This window comes from Sphingomonas sp. (genome assembly GCF_017304635.1).
Lineage (GTDB): Bacteria > Pseudomonadota > Alphaproteobacteria > Sphingomonadales > Sphingomonadaceae > Sphingomonas.
In genome coordinates this window covers 238612-256925 of sequence record NZ_JAFKMA010000003.1, presented here as the reverse complement: position 1 = coordinate 256925, position 18314 = coordinate 238612, and the positions used below count along the sequence as shown (strand labels likewise).

Here is an 18314-nt window from a genome sequence, read left to right as displayed (position 1 = left end):
GCCGTCCACGGGCCGGTTCCTGTCGGTTGATGGGGCCGCGTCGCGCGGGGGCGGCGCCTATTGCACGCACGAGCGATCGCGGCAAGGTGGCCAGCCGAAAAATAGGGCTGGAACGGACCCGTTCAGTTTGGGTTTAACATGCGTCAATAGTGGCTGGTTGCCGCTTCGGGGGGATGATGGATACCGACGTTCCGACCGAAGCTTCCGATGGCGACCGTGCGGCCCGGCGTTCGTGGGTCCGGCGGCACCGCACGGCGTTGATCGTCGCGGTGGGGGCGATCGTGCTGCTCCTCGCCTGGCGGTTGCTGTTCCATCACGAAAAGACGACCCCGCCGCTCGCCCCGCTCGGCGTGCAGACGATGACGGTCAGCCCGCACGCGGTGCCCGAAGTGATCGAGACGTCGGGCACGATCATCTCGCCGCAGACGGTCGAGGTCCGCCCCCAAGCCGACGGCGTGTTGCAGAGCGTTCGCATCCATGACGGCGATCAGGTGCGCAAGGGCCAGTTGCTGTTCACGATCGACCCGCGCCCGTTGCGCGCGGCGCTCGCGCAGGCATCGGCGACGCTGACGCGCGACCAGGCGCTGGCGCGCGACGCCGCCGACACCGCTGCTCGCTACAAGCCGCTGGCGGCGGCGGGCGCGGTGGACACGAAATCGTACGTGACGGCAGCGAACAACACGCGGTCGCTGCTGGGCACGGTCGCATCGGACCGCGCGCAGATCGCGCAGGCGCGGCTGTCGCTCGCCTACACGTCGATCCGCGCGCCGATCAGCGGGCGCGCCGGCGCGATCCAGGTCAAGCCGGGCAACGTCGTCACCGCCAATTCGACCACGGCGCTGGTGACAATCAACGTCGGCTCGCCGATCGAGGCGTCGTTCGCGCTGCCCCGGGTCCAGGTCGATGCGGTGCGCCGCGCCGATGCCGGGCGGAGCGGCGGGCTGGCGGTGTTGGCGCTCGATCCCAACACCGGCCGCGTGCTCGATCGCGGGCAGCTCTATTTCCTCGACAACGCCTTCGACGACAGCAGCGGCACGCTGACTGTCCGCGCGCGCTTCACCAATCCGGGCCAGGGGCTGTGGCCGGGCCAGTTCGTCACCATCCGCGTCATATTGTCGCAGGACCCGAACGCGCTGTCGGTGCCCGAATCGGCACTACAACAGGGACAGGAAGGGCCATACGTCTACGTCTTCGCCAACGGCAAGGCGGCGTTCCGCCAGTTGGCGGTCGCGCGGATGATCGACGGCCAGGCGGTGGTGACGAAGGGGTTGAAGGCGGGCGACACCGTCATCCTGACCGTGCCCAACGAACTGCGCGACGGCAGCGCGGTGCGATCGAGCAACCAGCCGAAGCTCAATCCGGCGGCGACCGCCACCCCGGCCGCCACCAAGTGAACCTTTCCGCCGTCTTCATCCGCCGCGTCGTGATGACGTCGGTGCTGATGATCGCGCTCGTCCTGTTCGGCGGGATGGCGTTCTTCCAGTTGCCGGTCAGCGAGCTGCCGAGCGTCGATTTCCCGACGATCACGGTCAACATGTCGCTGCCCGGCGCCAATCCGGAAACGATGGCGGCGGCGGTCGCGACGCCGCTCGAACGCCAGTTCAGCGGGTTGCAGGGCCTCGACACGATGTCCTCGACCAGCAGCACCGGATCGACGCGGATCGTCCTGCAATTCTCGCTCGACCGCAACGTCGATGCCGCCGCGCAGGACGTCCAGAACGCGGTGTCGCAGGCCGCCGGGCTGCTCCCGCGCGAGATCGACCCGGCCGAGGTGCACAAGGAGGATCCGAGCGCCGCACCGATCATGCACCTGGTGCTGCGGTCGAAGACGATCGCGCTGCCGATCCTCAACCAGTTCGCGAAGGACCGCGTCGCGCTGCGGCTCGCGTCGGTGCCGGGGGCTGGGCAGATCGACGTCAACGGGTCGCAGAAATATGCGGTGCGGCTGTTCGTGAACCCGCATCTGCTGGCGGCGCGGCATTTGGGGTTCGACCAGATCGTGTCGGCGGTGCAGGCGGCCAACAGCAACGCGCCCGCCGGCACGCTGATGGGCAAGGCGCGCTCCTACACCGTGAAGGCCGACGGCCAGTTCAAGAAGGCGGCCGATTTCGACAAGCTCGTGCTGGTCTACAAGGACGGCGCGCCGGTCCGGTTCCGCGACATCGGCCATGCCGAGGACAGTATCGAGAACCTCCAGACCTCCGCCTTCGTCAACGGCCAGCGCGCGATCGAGGTCAACATCCACCGCCAGCCCGGCGCCAACACGCTGGCGGTGACGCAGGGTATCCAGAAGGCGTTGCCGGAGATCCGCGCGCAACTGCCGGGCGATGCCCAGCTCGACGTGCTGTACGATCGCGGCGACTATATCGGCTCGTCGGTCGAGGACGTGGAATGGACCCTGGTCGGCTCGCTCGTGCTGGTGATCGGCGTGATCCTGCTGTTCCTGCGGAGCTGGATGGCGACGCTGGTGGTGGCGCTCGTCCTGCCGACGTCGCTGATCGGCACGTTCGGCATCATGCACCTGCTGCATTTCAGCCTCGACAACATTTCGCTGCTCGCGCTCACGCTGTCGGTCGGGTTCGTGGTCGACGACGCGATCGTCGTGATCGAGAACATCGTCCGCCATGCCGAGGAAGGCGCGAGCCGGATGGACGCCGCGATCGCCGCGTCGAAGGAGATCGGCTTCACCGTCCTGTCGATGACGATCTCGCTGGCGGCGGTGTTCCTGCCGATCGTGTTCATGGGCGGGCTGGTCGGGCGGCTGTTCTCCGAATTCGGCATCGTGATCGCGATCACCGTGGTGCTGTCGGGGATCGTCTCGCTGAGCCTCACGCCGATGCTGGCGAGCCGCTGGCTGTCGACGAAGAAGAGCAAGGGCTGGGTGTTCGACCGCTTCGACCGCGTTATCGCGGCGTCGGAGCGCGGCTATGCCCGCTCGCTGACCTGGACCACCGATCATATCGGGCTGATGATCCTGATCGGCGCGGCGACCTTGCTCGGCACGGTCGGCGTCTACACGATCGTCGAGAAGGGGTTCATCCCGCGCGTCGATTCGGGGAAGATCGACGGCGACACGCGCGTGCCGGAGGGCACCGCCTACGCCGATTTCGTCGCCAAGCAGAACCAGGTGGTGAAGATCATCCAGGCCGATCCCAATGTCGCCTCCGTCCTGTCGGTGATCGGATCGGACGGGACGCTGGGCAATAGCGGACGGCTGCTGATCGGGCTCAAGCCGCTCGGCCAGCGCAAGGGCAGCGCCGACGACGTCATCCAGGAAGTGCGCACCCAGGCCGACAAGGTCGAGGGCATCAAGCTGACGATGACCAACCCGCCCGCGATCGACATGGGCCCGACCGCGTCGAGCGGATCGCTGCAATACGTCCTGCAATCGACCGACCAGAAGGCGCTGTACGCCCAGTCCGACGCGATCCTGCAACAGGTCAAGAAGCTCGACGGCATCCAGGACGCGCAAAGCGACCTGCAAGTGAAGAATCCCGAGATCCGCGTTGACTTCCACCGCGAACAGGCCGCTTCGCTCGGCGTGACCGCGGCGGGGCTGCAGGACACGCTGCAAAGCGCCTATGGCGGGCGCAAGGTCAGCACGATCTACGGCGATACCGACCAGTACGAAGTGCTGCTCCAGGTCGAACCGTTCGCGCAGAGCGACCTGAACGGGCTCGACGCGCTGTCGTTCAACGGCAGCCAGACGCCGGGCATCACCGCGGTCGGCACGCAGACCTCGAACAGCAGCTCGGGGACGGCCTCGGTGCTGACGCAGGCGGGCGGGCCGATGGTGCCGCTGCGCGCGGTCGCCGACGTCCATACCGATGTCGGCCCGGTCGCGATCAACCATTACGGCAGCCTGCCCGCCGTGACGCTGTCGATGAACCTCGCCCCCGGCGTGTCGATCGGCGACGCGACGACGAAGGTCGGCAATCTGATGACGACCATCCTCGGCAAGGGCGACGACACCGCGATCACCGGCACCTTCGCCGGATCGGCCCAGGCGTTCGAGAATTCGATGAAGACGCTGCCGGTGCTGATGCTCATCACCGTGCTGTTGATCTACGGCGTGCTGGCGATCCTGTACGAGAATGCGCTGCACCCGCTGACCATCCTGACCTCGCTGCCGCTTGCCGGGTTCGGCGCGATCCTGATGCTGGTGATCTTCGGGCAGGAATTGAACTTGTTCAGCTTCGTCGGGCTGATCCTGCTGGTCGGGCTCGTGAAGAAGAACGGGATCATGATGATCGACTATGCGCTCGAACTCGAACGCTCGGGCGAGGAGAAGTGGAAGGATCCGCGCGCCGCGATGATCGAGGCGGCGACCGTGCGGTTCCGCCCGATCATGATGACGACGCTGGCGGCGTTGCTCGGCTCGCTGCCGATCGCCTTGGGGTTCGGCGCTGGCGCGGAGGCGCGGCGGCCGCTCGGGATCGCCGTCGTCGGCGGGCTGCTGTTCTCGCAGGCGCTGACCTTGTACCTGACGCCGGCGTTCCACATCGCGCTCGCCAAGTGGATGGAACGGCGCCAGGCGCGGCGGGCGGAGAGGACCGGCAAAGGCGACGGGGAAGCGGCGGCGAGCCCGGCCTGAGCTTCAGGCAGCGGGCAGCACGATCGTCGCCGCCAGGCCGCCGGTCGCTGCGCGGTCGAGCGTCAGCGCGCCGCCGTAGAGGCTCGCCAGTTCGGCGACGATCGCCAGCCCGAAACCATGTCCGTCGCCTTGCTCGTCGAGCCGCACCCCGGCGTCGAGCGCGCGGCTCTGCAATTCGGCCGGGATGCCGGGGCCGTCGTCGGTCACCGTGATCGCGACCGTTCGACGATCGCCCGGATCGGCGGCGGCGGCGATCCGCACCGCCGACGTCGCGTAGCGCGCGGCATTGTCGACCAGGTTACCGATCATCTCGTCCAAGTCGTGTGCATCGACCGCGACCGCGAGATCGGGCGCCACCTCGGCGTGGACACCGATCGCGCGCTCGGCATGGAGCCGGCGAACCGCGGTCACCACGCCCTCGACCGCCGGCGCGACCGGGGTGGTCGCGCGCCGGTTGGCCGCCGCCGCGCGGGCGCGACCGAGATGGTGGCGGATCGTCGCGTCGATCCGCGCGACCTGCGCCGCGCGTTCGGGCTGGTCGCGCAGGTCGAGCGCCAGCGTCGCGACCGGCGTCTTCAGCGCGTGCGCCAGGTTGGCGGCGGATTGCCGCGCCCCCTCCAGCGCGGCGGCATTGTCATGGGCCAGCGCATTCAGTTCAACGGCGAGCGGGCGCAGTTCGGACGGCTGATCCTCGTCGATCGCGCTTTGCTGGCCGGTGCGTAGCGCCGCGACCTGGTCGCGCATCCGCCGCACCGGGCGCAGGCCGAGCCGCAACTGCACCACCGTCGCCACCGCGAGCACGGCCGCCAGCGCCGCCAGCGCCGCGAGCAACGGCGCCAGCGCAGCGCGAATCGGGCGGCTGACCACGTCGCGCGGCGCGGCGGCGATCAGCGTCACGTCGCCGCGCGCGGTGTGCAGCGTCAGCCGCCGCGCATGGACTCGCAACCCGTCCGCCTCCTCGCCGTCGAGCGCGCGGATGCGGTCGCTCGCCGGATCGGGCAACCGTGGGTCGGGCGCGCGCGCGTCGGGGCCGTGATCGGGATGCGGCGGCCCCGGTGGTCCGGCATCAAGCGCGGGGAAATCGGCCGAACCGAGCGTCCCCGCCGGCCCGGCGATCCGCCATTGCCAGCCGCGCCCCTGTTCGAACGCGCCGACACGCTGGCGCAGCCGGTCGCGATCGACGCTGCCGTCCGGTCCCACGGTGCTGGCGAGCAGCGACAGTTCGGCATCGAGCCGGCGGTCGAGCCCCTCGACCACGAAGCGTTCGAGCACGCTCGCGATCGCCCAGCCGGCCAGCGCCAGCGCGACCAGGGTCGCGACCGCCGACAGCAGCAGCATCCGCCCCTGCAACGAACGCGGCGCCAGCCGCATCCGCGTCAGCCTGGGCAGGCGAGGCTGTAACCCCGCCCGCGTACCGTCTCGATCCGGTCGGCGCCGATCTTCTTGCGCAGCCGGCCGACGATCACTTCCAGGCTGTTCGAATCGGTGTCGGCATCGCCCTCGTACACACGCTCGAGCAGTTCGAGCCGCTCGACCACCGCGCCGCGGCGCAGCATCAGTTGCGACAGCACGCGCCATTCGAACGCGGTCAGCTTGAGCGGCAGGCCGTCGAGCTCGAACTGCCCGGTCTGGCTGTCGAACGACAGCGGGCCGCACGTGATCCGGGACTGCGCATGCCCCGCCGCGCGCCGGACCAGCGCGCGCAGCCGCATGACCAGTTCCTCGACGCGGAACGGCTTGACCAGATAATCGTCGGCGCCGGCCTTGAACCCCGCCACCTTGTCCGACCAGCCGTCGCGCGCGGTCAGCACCAGCACGGGCAGCGTCTTGCCCGCCTCGCGCCATGCGTTCAGCACCGACACGCCGTCCTGGCCCGGCAGACCGAGGTCGAGCACCGCCGCGTCATAGAGTTCGGTATCGCCCAGATGCGCGGCGTCGATCCCGTCGGCGACCAGGTCGACCGCGAACTTCTCGTCGCGCAACGCCCGCGCGACGCTCGGCCCCAGATCCCTGTCGTCCTCGACCAGCAAGATGCGCATGCCCGGCTCCTATGGTGTGCGCTTAAACTCAAACTGAACCGCGCGGTTCAGCGCGGGTGGAGGGCGACTCGCCTATTTCGGCCTCATCGATCAACCACGAAAGGAGATTCGATCGTGACGAACATGCGAGTGCCGCATCTGTCGGCGAAGCAACGGTTGGGCCTGGGCGGCGCGGCGTTGCTCGCGATCGGGGTCGCCGGCGGGGCCGGGGCGATGTCGCTGACGCGGCCCGCCATCGAAATGGCGCCGACCGTGACCACCGCCGTCGCCAAGCTGCCCGCCGCATCGGGCATCGTGACGGTGCGCGGGCGCGTCGCCGAAGTCTATGGCGACCGCTTCATCGTGCAGGACCAGACCGGCCGCGTGCTGGTCGATGCCGGGCGCGGCGACAGCGCAGCGATGACCGCGGGCAGTTCGGTGATGGTGCAGGGCCGCTACGACAACGGCCAGCTGAAGGCGCGCTTCCTGGTCGACGGGTCGGGCAATGTCGAGGAGGTCGGTCCGCCGCCCCCGCACGGCCGTGGTCCGCACCCTGGTCCCGACGGTCCGCCGCCGCCCCCGGGCGCCGGAGCACCGCCGCCACCCCCGCCGGGTGCGGGCGCTCCGCCGCCGCCGCCTCCGGGTGCCGGGGTCGGTACCGACGCGCCCCCGCCGCCGCCCCCCGGTGCCGTCGCGCCCGGTGCGGCGCCGGTCGCGCCCCCGGCCGCCGCGGCCGGCACGGTGCCGCCGCCGCCCGTCGTCCAGGCGAGCCCGACGCCGGTCGCCCCGCGTCGCTGAAAGGAAGGGGAGGCGAGTTCCGGCTCGCCTCCCACCCCCGGTCGGTCCCGCGCGCCGCTTGCATCGCGGCGCGCGCGGACCGACATGGCGGTCATGCACCGCTACCATGTGTTCGATACCGCGCATGGCGTCGCCGCGATCGGCTGGCGCGGCGGCGCGGTGACGGCGTTCCGCCTGCCCGACGACAGCGCGGCGGCGCCAGAACGGGCGTTGCTCCGCCGCCTGCCCGGTGCCGAGCCCGGCGATCCGCCCGCCCCGGTCGGGGAAGCGATCGCGATGGTCCGCCGCTATTTCGCCGGTGAGCGCGTCGACTTCGCCGCCGTGGCGATCGACCTCGGCGCGCAGTCTCCCTTCTTCGCGCAAGTCTATGCCGTCGTTCGCGCGCTGCCCTGGGGCGAGCGCACCACCTATGGCGCGGTCGCGAAAGAACTCGGCGCCGGCCCCGAATTCGCCCGCGACGTCGGCCAGGCGATGGCCGCCAATCCCGTCCCGCTGATCGTGCCGTGCCACCGCGTGCTGGCGGCCGGCGGCAAGGTCGGCGGCTTCTCTGCCCCCGGCGGTTCGGTCGCGAAGGCGCGCATGCTGGCGCTGGAGGGGATCGTCACCGAGCCACCGGTGGCCGCGCAGGCCAGCTTCGGCTTTTGAGGTTTTTCGGAAACTCGCGGAAGAGCGAGTTTGGGTGCGGGCCGGCGTCGCTAACCAAGCAATGTTGCAGCGCAGCGCCGAACCGCCTACACGCGCCGGTGTGACGGGTTCGCCGGTGACGGCGAAGCAAAAGGGAAGTCCGGTGACGAGACCGGCGCTGCCCCCGCAACTGTGACCGGATAGCGGTCGCCTCGATATGCCACTGGCCGCGGCCGGGAAGGTGAGGCGATCGCCGCGACCCGGGAGCCAGGAGACCTGCCCGACACGGTCGATCCTTCGCGCGGACGGGGTGTGCCGGGCGGACGAGGACGCGCGACGGTCGCGTGATCCTCGCGCGAACGACATGAACCGGGCCGCATCGGCCGGTGTCGTGTTGGCATCGGTCCGCGGCCCCGAAAGGGGCATGTCCAATGTTGAAGCTTACTCTCCTGACTGCGTCGGCGTTCGCTGCGCTGATCTCGGCCACCGCGTCGGCCCAGACCGCGCCGGCGTCCGACGACCGCGACACGCAGCCCACGCTGCCGATCATCATCGACGACCCGCGTGTCGGCGACATCGTCGTCGTCGCCTCGGGCGTGGAACAGGCGCCGGAAACGGTCGGCCAGGCGGTGACGGTGATCGACCGCGCCACCATCGAACGGCGCCAGACGGTCGCGCTCAGCGACCTGCTCGCGACCACGCCCGGCGTCACCGTGACGCGCAACGGCGGACTCGGCGCGTTCACCGCGGTGCGCATCCGCGGCGCCGAGGGCGAGCAGACGCTGACGCTGATCGACGGCGTGCGGGTCAACGATCCGTCGTCGCCGGGCGGCGGGTTCGACTTCGCCAACCTGCTCGCCGGGTCGATCGATCGGGTCGAGGTGCTGCGCGGCCCCAATTCGGTGCCGTGGGGCAGCCAGGCGATCGGCGGCGTCGTCAACGTCGTGACCGCCCAGCCGACGGATCGCCTCAGCGCGCGCGGCAACGTCGAATATGGTAGCTTCAACAGCGCGTTCGCCAATGCCGGCGTGTCCGGCACCAGCGGCATCGTGTCGGGCGCGCTCAACGCCGGCTACCTGAAGACCGACGGCATTTCGGCGGCGGCGAGCGGGACTGAGCCCGACGGCTATCGCCAGTACGGCGCGACCGGGCGGATCGGCGTCGCGCTGGCCGACAATGTCAGCCTCGACCTGCGCGGTTATTATGCCGACAGCCGCGTCGACCTCGACGGCTTCCCGCCGCCCAGCTACGCGCTCGCCGACACGTCCGATTATGCGAAGACGCGCGAGCTGTACGGCTATGCCGGGCTGAACGCGACCTTCGCCGACGGGCGGTTCCACAACCGTGTCGCGGTCACCGTCGCCGACATCCACCGCGACAATTTCGCCTCGCCGGCCGCCGCCGCGCCCAGCTTCTTCGGCCGTGGGCGGAGCGAGCGCTACACCTATCAGGGCGATGTCCGCGTGGTCGACGCGGTGCGGCTGGTCGCCGGCGCCGAGCATGAGGACACGCACTATTTCGACGGCACGCTGCGCACGTCGCGCGGCGTCACCAGCTTCTATGGCGAGGCGATCGTGACCCCGGTCGCCGACCTGACGCTGAGCGGCGGGGTGCGCCACGACCAGGATTCGGCCTATGGCGGCCACACCACGTTCGGCGCCAATGCCGCCTACACGCTGCCGACGCGGACGACGCTGCGTGGCAGCTATGCCGAGGGGTTCAAGGCGCCGACGCTCTACCAGCTCGGCGCGGCATTCTACGGCAACCCCAATTTGCGCCCCGAAACCGCGCGGAGCTGGGATGCGGGGATCGAGCAGCACCTGCTCGGGCGCGCGGTGACTGCGAGCGCGACGTGGTTCCATCGCGATACCACCAACCAGATCGACTTCGACCTCGCGACCTTCACCTATGCCAACATCGCGCGGACGCGGACGCAGGGGCTGGAGTTTGGGCTCGACTTGCGGCCGAGCGACCGGCTGACGCTCAACGCCAGCTACAGCTTCATCGATGCGATCAACCGCGCGCCGGGCGCCAATTTCGGCAAGCAGCTGGCACGACGGCCGCGGCAATCGGTCAGCACGTCGATCGACTGGCGCACCCCGCTGGGGCTCTCGCTCGGCGCGACGGTGCTGGCGGTCGGCGACAGTTTCGACGATGCCGGCAATGCCAGCCGGCTCGACGGCTATGTCGTGGCGGGCGTGCGCGCCGAACTGCCGATCGGCGAGCGGCTGGCGCTCTACGGCCGCGTCGATAACCTGTTCGACGCCAGGTACCAGGTCGTGCGCGGCTACGGCACGCCGGGCCGCGCGGCCTATGGCGGCGTGCGGGTGCGGTTCGATTGAGCCGGATGATCGCCGCGATCGCGCTTGCGCTGGCGGGCTGCACGACGCCGCCAGCGCGGACGGGGGGCGTGGTTTCGACCAATCCGTGCGCCGACCAGCTGCTGCTGGCATTGGCGCCCGATCGCGTCGCGGCGATCAGCCATTATTCGCTGGAGGCCGGCGAGGGCTCGGTCCCGCTCGCGGTCGCGCGGCGCTATCGCGGGACGGCGGGGACGGCGGAAGAAGTGATCGCGCTCAAGCCCGACCTGGTGCTGGCGTCGAGCTTCGAGCCGGCGGCGACGCTGGCGGCGTATCGGCGCGTCGGGCTCAGGGTGCTGACGCTCGATTCGCCGACGACGATCGCGGCGAGTCGCGACCAGGTGCGGCAGGTGGCGGCGGCCCTCCGGCGGCCGGCGGCCGGCGACGCGCTGATCGCGCGGATCGACGCGGCGGTGGCGGCGGCCGCGCCGCAGGATGCGGCCCGCCCGACTGCGTTGCTGTTCATCGCCGGCACCCTCGCCAATGGCGGTCCGACCTTGCTGAGCGAGATGATGGCGCGTGCCGGGCTGGGTGACGGCGCGGCGGCGCAGGGGCTGACGATGACGGCGGCGGTGCCGATCGAGCGGATCGTCCTGCGGCCCCCGGCGGTGCTGCTCGAACCCGATCCGTCCGCGCGGGTCGCGGTGCTGCGGCGGCAGGTGCTGGCGAAGGCGGGGTATCGCGTCGCCGAGGCGCGCTTCCCCCGCGCGCTGGTCAATTGCGGCGGGCCGACGATCGTCCCGGCGCTGGCGCGGCTGGCGGCGATCCGGCAGGCGGTGGTGCGATGGAACCTGATGCCAAAACCAAGGCAGTGCTCCTGCGAAAGCAGGAATCCAGGGCCACGGACGGCATCGCCTGTTACCCTAGGCTCCTGCTTTCGCAGGAGCACGGCACAGTGAACAGGCCGGCGCGCCTCACCGTCCTGTTCGCCGTCGCGGCGGCGGCGTTCGCGCTGTCGCTGGTGGCGGGCAAGCAGTGGCTGCCATGGGACGCCTGGACCGGGCACGATCCGCGCTGGGCGATCGTCACCGAACTGCGCCTGCCGCGCGCAATGCTCGGCGCGCTGCTCGGCGCGGCGCTCGGGCTGTCGGGGGCGGTGTTGCAGGGGTATCTGCGCAACCCGCTGGCCGATCCGACCGTGATCGGCGTGTCGTCGTGCGCGGCGATGGGGGCGGTGGCGTCGATCGTGCTGGGGCTGGGCGGCGCCGGCGCCTGGGTCGGGCTGGGCCAGTTCGGCTGGGCGATGGCGGGCGCGATCGGTGCGATGGCGTTGCTCAGCGCGCTCACCGCGCGCGGCGACGCGACCGTCGTGTTCGTGCTGGCGGGGACGGTGCTCGCCAGCCTGGCGGCGGCGCTGACCGCTTTCCTGATCTCGATCGCGCCCAATCCCTATGCGGTGGCGGAGGCGATCGACTGGCTGATGGGGGCGCTGACCGATCGCGGGACCGGCGACGTGCTGCTGGCGGCACCGTTCATCGTCGTCGGCGCGGCGGTGCTGCTGACGACCGGTCGCGCGCTCGACGCGCTGGCGCTGGGCGAGGATGCGGCGCGGTCGTTGGGGATCGATCTCGCGCGGTTGCGCTGGACGGTGGTGATCGGGACCGGGCTCGCGGTCGGGGCGGGGGTCGCGGTGACCGGGGTGGTCGGGTTCGTCGGGCTGGTCGTGCCGCATCTGCTGCGCCCGCTGTTCGGCGCGCGGCCGTCGGCGCTGCTGGTGCCGAGCGCGATCGGCGGGGCGGCGCTGGTGCTGGTGGCGGACAGCCTGTGCCGGCTGGCGCCCGGGGCCGGCGAGGTGCGGCTGGGCGTGGTGATGGCGATGATCGGCGCGCCGTTCTTCCTCGTCCTGCTGCTGCGCGAGGGGACGCGGTCGTGGCGCTGACGCTCGACCGGATCACGCTCCACATGAGCAAGCGTCGCGTGCTCAATGACGTCAGCGTCGCGTTCGCACGCGGTCGCGTGACCGTGATCCTCGGCCCCAACGGCGCCGGCAAGACCAGCCTGCTCCGCGTTGCGGCCGGCTTGCTGACCGCCGACGCCGGCGCGGCGGCGATCGACGGCACGTCGCTCGCCGGCATGGATCGCCGCCACCGCGCCCGCGCGATCGGCTACTTGCCGCAACAGGGCGCGGTCGCCTGGAACATGTCGGCGCGCGATGTCGTCGCGCTCGGCCGCCTGCCGCACGCGAGCGGCCCGCTCGCCGACGCCGCCGCGATCGACAGCGCACTCGCCGCGACCGACACCGCCGGCTTCGCCGCGCGCCCTGTCGGCGAGCTGTCGGGTGGTGAGCGCGCGCGTGTGCTGCTGGCGCGCGTCCTGGCCGGCGATCCCGACTGGCTGCTCGCCGACGAGCCGCTCGCCAGCCTCGACCCCGCGCATCAGCTCGACCTGCTCGACCGCCTGCGCGGGCAGGCGGCGGCGGGGAAGGGGGTGATCGTCGTGCTCCACGATCTCGCACAGGCGGCCCGGGTCGCCGACGACGCCGTGCTGATGGCGGATGGTCGCATCGTCGCGAGCGGGGCGGCGCGCGACGTGCTGACCCCCGACGCGCTCGGCGAGCTGTTCGGGGTGCGGCTCGCGATGCTCCCGGATCATCCGATCGGCATACCGATCGAGCGCCGCTAGCCGCCGCGGCCGCTTGCGCCCGGCGCAATTTAATTACACAGCGGCTTCCAAGGGCACGTCCTCACAGGAGAGTCGCATGCGCATCATCGATCATCACATTGCGGGTCAGGCGGGCGGCGCCGGCGGCGGTCGCACGAGCGAGGTGTTCGACCCCAACACCGGCAAGGTGCAGGCGTCGGTCACGCTGGGCACGCAAGCCGATCTCGACCGCGCGGTCACGGCGGCGCAGGCCGCGCAACCGGCCTGGGCCGCGACCAACCCGCAGCGCCGCGCCCGCGTGATGTTCGCGTTCAAGGCGCTGGTCGAGGCGCATATGGACGAACTCGCGCACCTGCTGTCGTCCGAACACGGCAAGGTGATCGCCGACGCCAGGGGCGACATCCAGCGCGGCCTCGAAGTGGTCGAGTTCGCGTGCGGCATCCCGCACGTGCTCAAGGGCGAATATACGCAGGGCGCGGGCCCCGGCATCGACGTCTATTCGATGCGCCAGCCGCTCGGCATCGGCGCGGGCATCACGCCGTTCAACTTCCCGGCAATGATCCCGCTGTGGATGGGCGCGGTCGCGACCGCGTGCGGCAACGCCTTCATCCTCAAGCCCAGCGAGCGCGACCCCTCGGTCCCGGTGCGCCTCGCCGAACTGATGCGCGAGGCGGGGATGCCGGAGGGTATCTTCCAGGTCGTGCACGGCGACAAGGAAATGGTCGACGCGATCCTCGACCATCCGGCGATCGCGGCGGTCAGCTTCGTCGGGTCGAGCGACATCGCGCACTATGTCTACAATCGCGGCGTCGCGGCGGGCAAGCGCGTCCAGGCGATGGGCGGGGCGAAGAACCACGGCATCGTCATGCCCGACGCCGACCTCGACCAGGTTGTCGCGGACCTGTCGGGCGCGGCGTTCGGTTCGGCCGGCGAGCGCTGCATGGCGCTGCCCGTGGTGGTGCCGGTCGGCGACAAAACCGCGGACGCGCTGCGCGAGAAGCTGATCCCCGCGATCCATGCCTTGCGCGTCGGTGTCTCGACCGATGCGGAGGCGCATTACGGCCCGGTGGTCAACGCCGCGCACAAGAGCCGTGTCGAGAGCTGGATCCAGACCGGCGTCGAGGACGGCGCCGAACTGGTCGTCGACGGCCGCGGCTTCACGCTGCAGGGGCATGAGGAGGGCTTCTTCATCGGCCCGTCGCTGTTCGACCATGTCACGACCGACATGCAGTCGTACAAGGAGGAAATCTTCGGCCCCGTCCTCCAGATGGTCCGCGCAAAGGATTTCGAGGATGCGCTCCGCCTGCCGAGCGATCACCAATACGGCAACGGCGTTGCGATCTTCACCCGCAACGGCCACGCCGCGCGCGAGTTCGCCGCACGCGTGAACGTCGGCATGGTCGGGATCAACGTGCCGATCCCGGTGCCCGTCGCCTATCACACGTTCGGCGGCTGGAAGCGCTCGGCGTTCGGCGACACCAACCAGCACGGCATGGAAGGCGTCAAGTTCTGGACCAAGGTCAAGACCGTGACGCAACGCTGGCCGGATGGCGGCGCGAGCGGGGATTCGGCGTTCGTCATTCCGACGATGGGGTGAGGCGTGCGGGTTCGGCCACGACATGTCATGGCGTTTGCCATCGCCGCCTTGTGGTCGGCCTCCCTGGCTCTGCCGACGATCGCGGTGAAAGGCTATCGGGATTTCGGCTGGTCGATGCTGATCGTCGGCTGGCTCGGCGCGATGCTCGGGCAGGTCGATTGGCTCGGCAATCCGCTCATTCTCATGCTGATCGCGATGTTGCTGCAACGCCGAGCGATGCCGAACGGTTTTGGCGGGATGGCCGGCCTGCTGGCGTTCGTGACGGTGCTGTCGGCGCTGCGGCGAACCGTGATGGTCGACGAGTCGGGAAATTCCTATCCGATCGAGCATCATTATGTCGGCTATTACCTGTGGGTCGCGACGATGGGCCTCGGGGCGCTGACGGCGTTGGTCGCGGCGATCCGGCCAGCCCGGCTGGGGCTAGAGAGTGTTCGAGAGTATGGCGCGCGATGAGGCGTGCTCGACCGATCGGACGACTGCCTCGCCGGCAGGTGGCTCCGGCGCGCCTTCGCTGCGTTATGGTATCGATCGTCCGCGTCGCTTATGACCGGACGCCTTCATCGGGAGATAGATGATGCGCCTTCTCATCCTCGCCGCCGCCGCGCTGGCGATCGCCGGCTGCCACAAGGCGGAGTCGCCGACGATCAACGAGGCGGTGCCCAACGTCTCGACGGTGGACGCCAACGCCATGCCGGAGGACGCCAACGTCACCGACGTGCCGGCCGATGACGGCGACGCCCCAACCGACGAGAATGCCGCGCCGGCACATCGTTCGAGCAAAACGGTCAAGACCACGACCACCGCCAAGACGGAAACCAAATGATCGACCAGTTCGACCTGACCCCCGACCAGCGCGAGATCCAGGACCTCGCGCGCAAGTTCACCGCCGATCGCATCACGCCGTTCGCGGCCAAGTGGGACGAGGAACACAATTATCCCGTCGACGTGTGGAAGGCGGCGGGCGAGCTCGGCTTCGGCGCGATTTACGTCGCCGAGGAATCGGGCGGGATCGGGCTCGGCCGGCTTGAGGCGGCGCTCATCATGGAGGCGATGGCCTATGGCTGCCCCGCGACCAGCGCCTATATCTCGATCCATAACATGGCGACGTGGATGATCGACCGCTTCGGCGGGCAGGAGATCAAGGACCGCTTCCTCCCCAGCCTGGTCGGCATGGACAAGATCGCGAGCTACTGCCTGACCGAGCCCGGCTCCGGTTCCGACGCCGCCGCGCTGAAGACGACCGCGCGGCTGGACGGCGACCATTACGTGCTGAACGGCACCAAGCAATTCATCTCGGGCGCCGGCTATAACGACGTCTATGTCTGCATGGTCCGCACCAGCGAGGAGAAGTCGAAGGGCATTTCCTGCCTGGTGATCGAGAAGGGCACGCCCGGCCTGTCGTTCGGCGCGCCGGAAAAGAAGCTCGGCTGGAACGCCAGCCCGACCGCGCAGGTGATCTTCGAGGATTGCCGCGTGCCGGTCGAGAATCGCGTCGGCGCGGAGGGCGACGGATTCCGCTTCGCGATGGCGGGGCTCGACGGCGGACGGCTCAACATCGGCGCGTGCTCGCTCGGCGGGGCGCAGCGCTGCCTCGACGAATCGGTCAAATATACCAAGGAACGCCAGCAATTCGGCCAGCCCGTCGCCGATTTCCAGAACACGCAGTTCATGCTCGCCGACATGGCGACCGACCTGGAGGCGGCGCGGGCGCTGCTCTATCTCGCCGCCGCCAAGGTGACGGCGAACGCCCCCGACAAGTCGCGCTTCTCGGCGATGGCGAAGCGGCTGGCGACCGACAACGGCTCGTCGATCGTCGATCGCGCGCTGCAACTGCATGGCGGCTACGGCTATCTGATGGACTATCCGATCGAGCGGTTCTGGCGGGACCTGCGCGTCCATTCGATCCTGGAAGGGACCAACCAGGTGATGCGGATGATCGTCGGCCGGGACTTGACGCGGCAGTGAGCGACACCGCCGAGACCGTGCCGGGCGCCGCCGCGTTGTGGCAGGATGCGATCGCCAATATCGGCCGGGCGATGACCGAGGCCGCGCGCGCGCCGATCCCGGCGGCGGCGACGCGGCCGTTCGATCCGCTGGCGCTGATGCGCACCGTGTCCGATTTCGCGATCGGGCTGGGCCAGCATCCGCAGCAGTTGCTCGAGGTGCAATTGCAGGCGGCGCGCGAATGGGGCGACTTCTGGTCGCGCGCGTTCCTGCCGCAGGCACCGGGCGAGAAGGTGCGCGACCGCCGCTTCGCCTCGCCCGCCTGGGACGAGAATCCGTATTTCCGGTCCTTGCGCGACGCCTATCTGCTCGCCTCGAAACAGATCCGCGCGGTGGCGGCGGTGGCGGACCGGCGCGACACGCCCAATGCCGCGATGATCGATTTCCTGGTCGACCAGTATCTGAACGCGATCGCCCCGACCAATTTCGCGATGACCAACCCCGAGGTGGTCAGGCGCACGGTCGCGACCGGCGGCGCCAACCTGGCGCAGGGCTTTGCGCACCTGATCGAGGACGTGGCGGCGGGGAAGGGGATCGTCCGCCGGCGGACCGACCCGGACGCGTTCGTCAAGGGCAGGACGATCGCCGCGACCCCGGGCAGCGTGGTGTTCCAGAACGACCTGTTCCAGCTGATCCAGTACGATCCCGCGACCCCGGACGTCGCGGCCGAGCCGCTGCTCTACGTGCCGCCGCTGGTGAACAAATTCTACATGATCGACCTCCAGCCCAGGTCGAGCCTGGTCAAATGGCTGGTCGATCAGGGGCGGACGGTGTTCGTCATCTCGTGGATCAACCCCGACGAGCGCCATCGCGACATGGGGGTCGAGCAATATGTGCTCGACGGCATCGTCACGGCGATCGGCGAGGCGCGCAAGCGGAGCGGGGCGGACGCGGTCGACCTGTTCAGCTTCTGCCTGGGCGGGACGCTGGTCGCGGTCGCGCTGGCCTGGCTGGCGGCGCAGGGGCGGCAGAGCGAGGTCAACACCGCGACGCTGATCGGCAGCATGGTCGACTTCGCCGACATGCGCGACTGGTCGGCGTTCGTCCACGAAGCGCATCTCGACGCGCTCGAAGGGCATCTGGAGCGACAGGGCTTCATCGATTCGACCGAGTTGCAGCAACTCTTCGCGACGGTGCGGTCGAACGACCTGATCTGGTCGTCGGTGGTCAACCATTACCTGCTCGACAAGGCCGCGCCGCCCAGCGACCTGCTCTACTGGTTCGAGGATGGCGCGCGCATCCCGCAGGCGTTCCTGAAGAGCTACAATCGCGGGCTGCTGGCGTCGAACGCGCTGAAGGAGAAGACCGGGTTCAGCGTCGGCGGGGTCGAGATCGACCTGGCCGCGATCGCGACGCCGATCTTTCTCGTCGCGCTGAAGGACGACCATGTCTCGGCGTGGGAGGCGGTCTATGACGGCGGCCGGCTGTTCGGCGGGCCGGTGACGTTCGTGCTCGGCGGATCGGGGCACAATGCCGGCGTCATCAATCCGCCCGCCGCCAACAAGCACGGTTACTGGACCAGCGACGTCCGGCCCGACGCGGCGCGGGAATGGCTGGCGGGTGCGGAGAAGCACGACGGCTCGTGGTGGCCTGCCTGGGATGCCTGGCTGAGCGAGCACGGCACCGCGAAACGCGTCCACGCGCGCACGCCCGCCGACGCGATCGAGCCCGCCCCGGGCAGCTATGTTTCCATCACGCACTGAGGGGATTTGCGTGAA

The 18314-nt window shown here is 70.0% G+C and carries 15 protein-coding genes and 1 riboswitch; of the genes, 13 read left to right on the top strand and 2 right to left on the bottom strand.

What is annotated here, in order from left to right:
• Positions 1 to 176: 176 nt before the first annotated feature.
• Together J0I47_RS10855 and J0I47_RS10850 are read left to right on the top strand one after the other, a co-directional pair.
• The gene (locus J0I47_RS10855) at positions 177 to 1394 is read left to right on the top strand and encodes an efflux RND transporter periplasmic adaptor subunit (RefSeq protein WP_294047016.1); all 1218 of its coding nucleotides are present in this window, start codon (positions 177 to 179) and stop codon (positions 1392 to 1394) included.
• A complete protein-coding gene (locus J0I47_RS10850; protein ID WP_294047015.1) occupies positions 1391 to 4594 on the top strand; it encodes an efflux RND transporter permease subunit in 3204 nt (1067 codons plus the stop codon). The genes J0I47_RS10855 and J0I47_RS10850 overlap by 4 nt, the downstream gene beginning before the upstream one ends.
• A gap of 3 nt (positions 4595 to 4597) precedes the next feature.
• Here J0I47_RS10850 and J0I47_RS10845 read toward each other — a convergent pair whose 3' ends face one another.
• Together J0I47_RS10845 and J0I47_RS10840 are read right to left on the bottom strand one after the other, a co-directional pair.
• Positions 4598 to 5965 (bottom strand): HAMP domain-containing sensor histidine kinase, encoded by a 1368-nt coding sequence (locus J0I47_RS10845; protein ID WP_294047014.1) that lies wholly within the window; start codon positions 5963 to 5965, stop codon positions 4598 to 4600.
• Between the two features lie 5 nt (positions 5966 to 5970).
• Positions 5971 to 6633, bottom strand: coding sequence for a response regulator transcription factor (locus tag J0I47_RS10840; protein WP_294047013.1), 663 nt, complete (start codon positions 6631 to 6633; stop codon positions 5971 to 5973).
• 123 nt (positions 6634 to 6756) lie between these two features.
• Here J0I47_RS10840 and J0I47_RS10835 point away from each other — a divergent pair, with 123 nt between their 5' ends.
• The 11 genes from J0I47_RS10835 (at position 6757) to J0I47_RS10785 (ending at position 18299) form a co-directional block, all read left to right on the top strand.
• Positions 6757 to 7410, top strand: coding sequence for a hypothetical protein (locus J0I47_RS10835; protein ID WP_294047188.1), 654 nt, complete (start codon positions 6757 to 6759; stop codon positions 7408 to 7410).
• 93 nt (positions 7411 to 7503) lie between these two features.
• Entirely contained in the window at positions 7504 to 8055 is a 552-nt protein-coding gene (locus J0I47_RS10830; RefSeq protein ID WP_294047012.1) for a methylated-DNA--[protein]-cysteine S-methyltransferase, read from the top strand.
• Positions 8056 to 8143: 88 nt separating this feature from the next.
• A riboswitch (cobalamin riboswitch) is annotated at positions 8144 to 8333 on the top strand.
• A 132-nt stretch (positions 8334 to 8465) separates the two neighbouring features.
• Positions 8466 to 10376 (top strand): TonB-dependent receptor, encoded by a 1911-nt coding sequence (locus J0I47_RS10825; protein ID WP_294047011.1) that lies wholly within the window; start codon positions 8466 to 8468, stop codon positions 10374 to 10376.
• A gap of 5 nt (positions 10377 to 10381) precedes the next feature.
• The gene (locus tag J0I47_RS10820; protein ID WP_294047187.1) at positions 10382 to 11293 is read left to right on the top strand and encodes an ABC transporter substrate-binding protein; all 912 of its coding nucleotides are present in this window, start codon (positions 10382 to 10384) and stop codon (positions 11291 to 11293) included.
• Entirely contained in the window at positions 11290 to 12273 is a 984-nt protein-coding gene (locus J0I47_RS10815) for an iron ABC transporter permease (RefSeq protein ID WP_294047010.1), read from the top strand. Before J0I47_RS10820 ends, J0I47_RS10815 begins: the two co-directional genes overlap by 4 nt.
• Entirely contained in the window at positions 12264 to 13016 is a 753-nt protein-coding gene (locus J0I47_RS10810; protein WP_294047009.1) for an ABC transporter ATP-binding protein, read from the top strand. Before J0I47_RS10815 ends, J0I47_RS10810 begins: the two co-directional genes overlap by 10 nt.
• Positions 13017 to 13092: 76 nt before the next feature.
• A complete protein-coding gene (locus J0I47_RS10805; RefSeq protein ID WP_294047008.1) occupies positions 13093 to 14592 on the top strand; it encodes a CoA-acylating methylmalonate-semialdehyde dehydrogenase in 1500 nt (499 codons plus the stop codon).
• A gap of 27 nt (positions 14593 to 14619) precedes the next feature.
• Positions 14620 to 15045, top strand: a complete 426-nt coding sequence (locus tag J0I47_RS10800; RefSeq protein WP_294047007.1) for a hypothetical protein — start codon at positions 14620 to 14622, stop codon at positions 15043 to 15045.
• 121 nt (positions 15046 to 15166) lie between these two features.
• Positions 15167 to 15415, top strand: a complete 249-nt coding sequence (locus tag J0I47_RS10795; RefSeq protein WP_294047006.1) for a hypothetical protein — start codon at positions 15167 to 15169, stop codon at positions 15413 to 15415.
• A complete protein-coding gene (locus J0I47_RS10790) occupies positions 15412 to 16557 on the top strand; it encodes an acyl-CoA dehydrogenase family protein (RefSeq protein ID WP_294047005.1) in 1146 nt (381 codons plus the stop codon). Before J0I47_RS10795 ends, J0I47_RS10790 begins: the two co-directional genes overlap by 4 nt.
• A complete protein-coding gene (locus J0I47_RS10785; protein ID WP_294047004.1) occupies positions 16554 to 18299 on the top strand; it encodes an alpha/beta fold hydrolase in 1746 nt (581 codons plus the stop codon). The genes J0I47_RS10790 and J0I47_RS10785 overlap by 4 nt, the downstream gene beginning before the upstream one ends.
• The last annotated feature ends 15 nt before the right edge of the window (positions 18300 to 18314 follow it).

What these genes read in the sequence shown, in the direction of transcription:
- J0I47_RS10855 (WP_294047016.1), top strand. Translation starts at nt 177, where the DNA reads ATGGATACCGACGTTCCGACCGAAGCTTCCGATGGCGACCGTGCGGCC.
- J0I47_RS10845 (WP_294047014.1), bottom strand. Translation starts at nt 5,965, where the DNA reads ATGCGGCTGGCGCCGCGTTCGTTGCAGGGGCGGATGCTGCTGCTGTCG.
- J0I47_RS10840 (WP_294047013.1), bottom strand. Translation starts at nt 6,633, where the DNA reads ATGCGCATCTTGCTGGTCGAGGACGACAGGGATCTGGGGCCGAGCGTC.
- J0I47_RS10835 (WP_294047188.1), top strand. Translation starts at nt 6,757, where the DNA reads ATGCGAGTGCCGCATCTGTCGGCGAAGCAACGGTTGGGCCTGGGCGGC.
- J0I47_RS10830 (WP_294047012.1), top strand. Translation starts at nt 7,504, where the DNA reads ATGCACCGCTACCATGTGTTCGATACCGCGCATGGCGTCGCCGCGATC.
- J0I47_RS10825 (WP_294047011.1), top strand. Translation starts at nt 8,466, where the DNA reads ATGTTGAAGCTTACTCTCCTGACTGCGTCGGCGTTCGCTGCGCTGATC.
- J0I47_RS10820 (WP_294047187.1), top strand. Translation starts at nt 10,382, where the DNA reads ATGATCGCCGCGATCGCGCTTGCGCTGGCGGGCTGCACGACGCCGCCA.
- J0I47_RS10805 (WP_294047008.1), top strand. Translation starts at nt 13,093, where the DNA reads ATGCGCATCATCGATCATCACATTGCGGGTCAGGCGGGCGGCGCCGGC.
- J0I47_RS10800 (WP_294047007.1), top strand. Translation starts at nt 14,620, where the DNA reads ATGGCGTTTGCCATCGCCGCCTTGTGGTCGGCCTCCCTGGCTCTGCCG.
- J0I47_RS10795 (WP_294047006.1), top strand. Translation starts at nt 15,167, where the DNA reads ATGCGCCTTCTCATCCTCGCCGCCGCCGCGCTGGCGATCGCCGGCTGC.
- J0I47_RS10790 (WP_294047005.1), top strand. Translation starts at nt 15,412, where the DNA reads ATGATCGACCAGTTCGACCTGACCCCCGACCAGCGCGAGATCCAGGAC.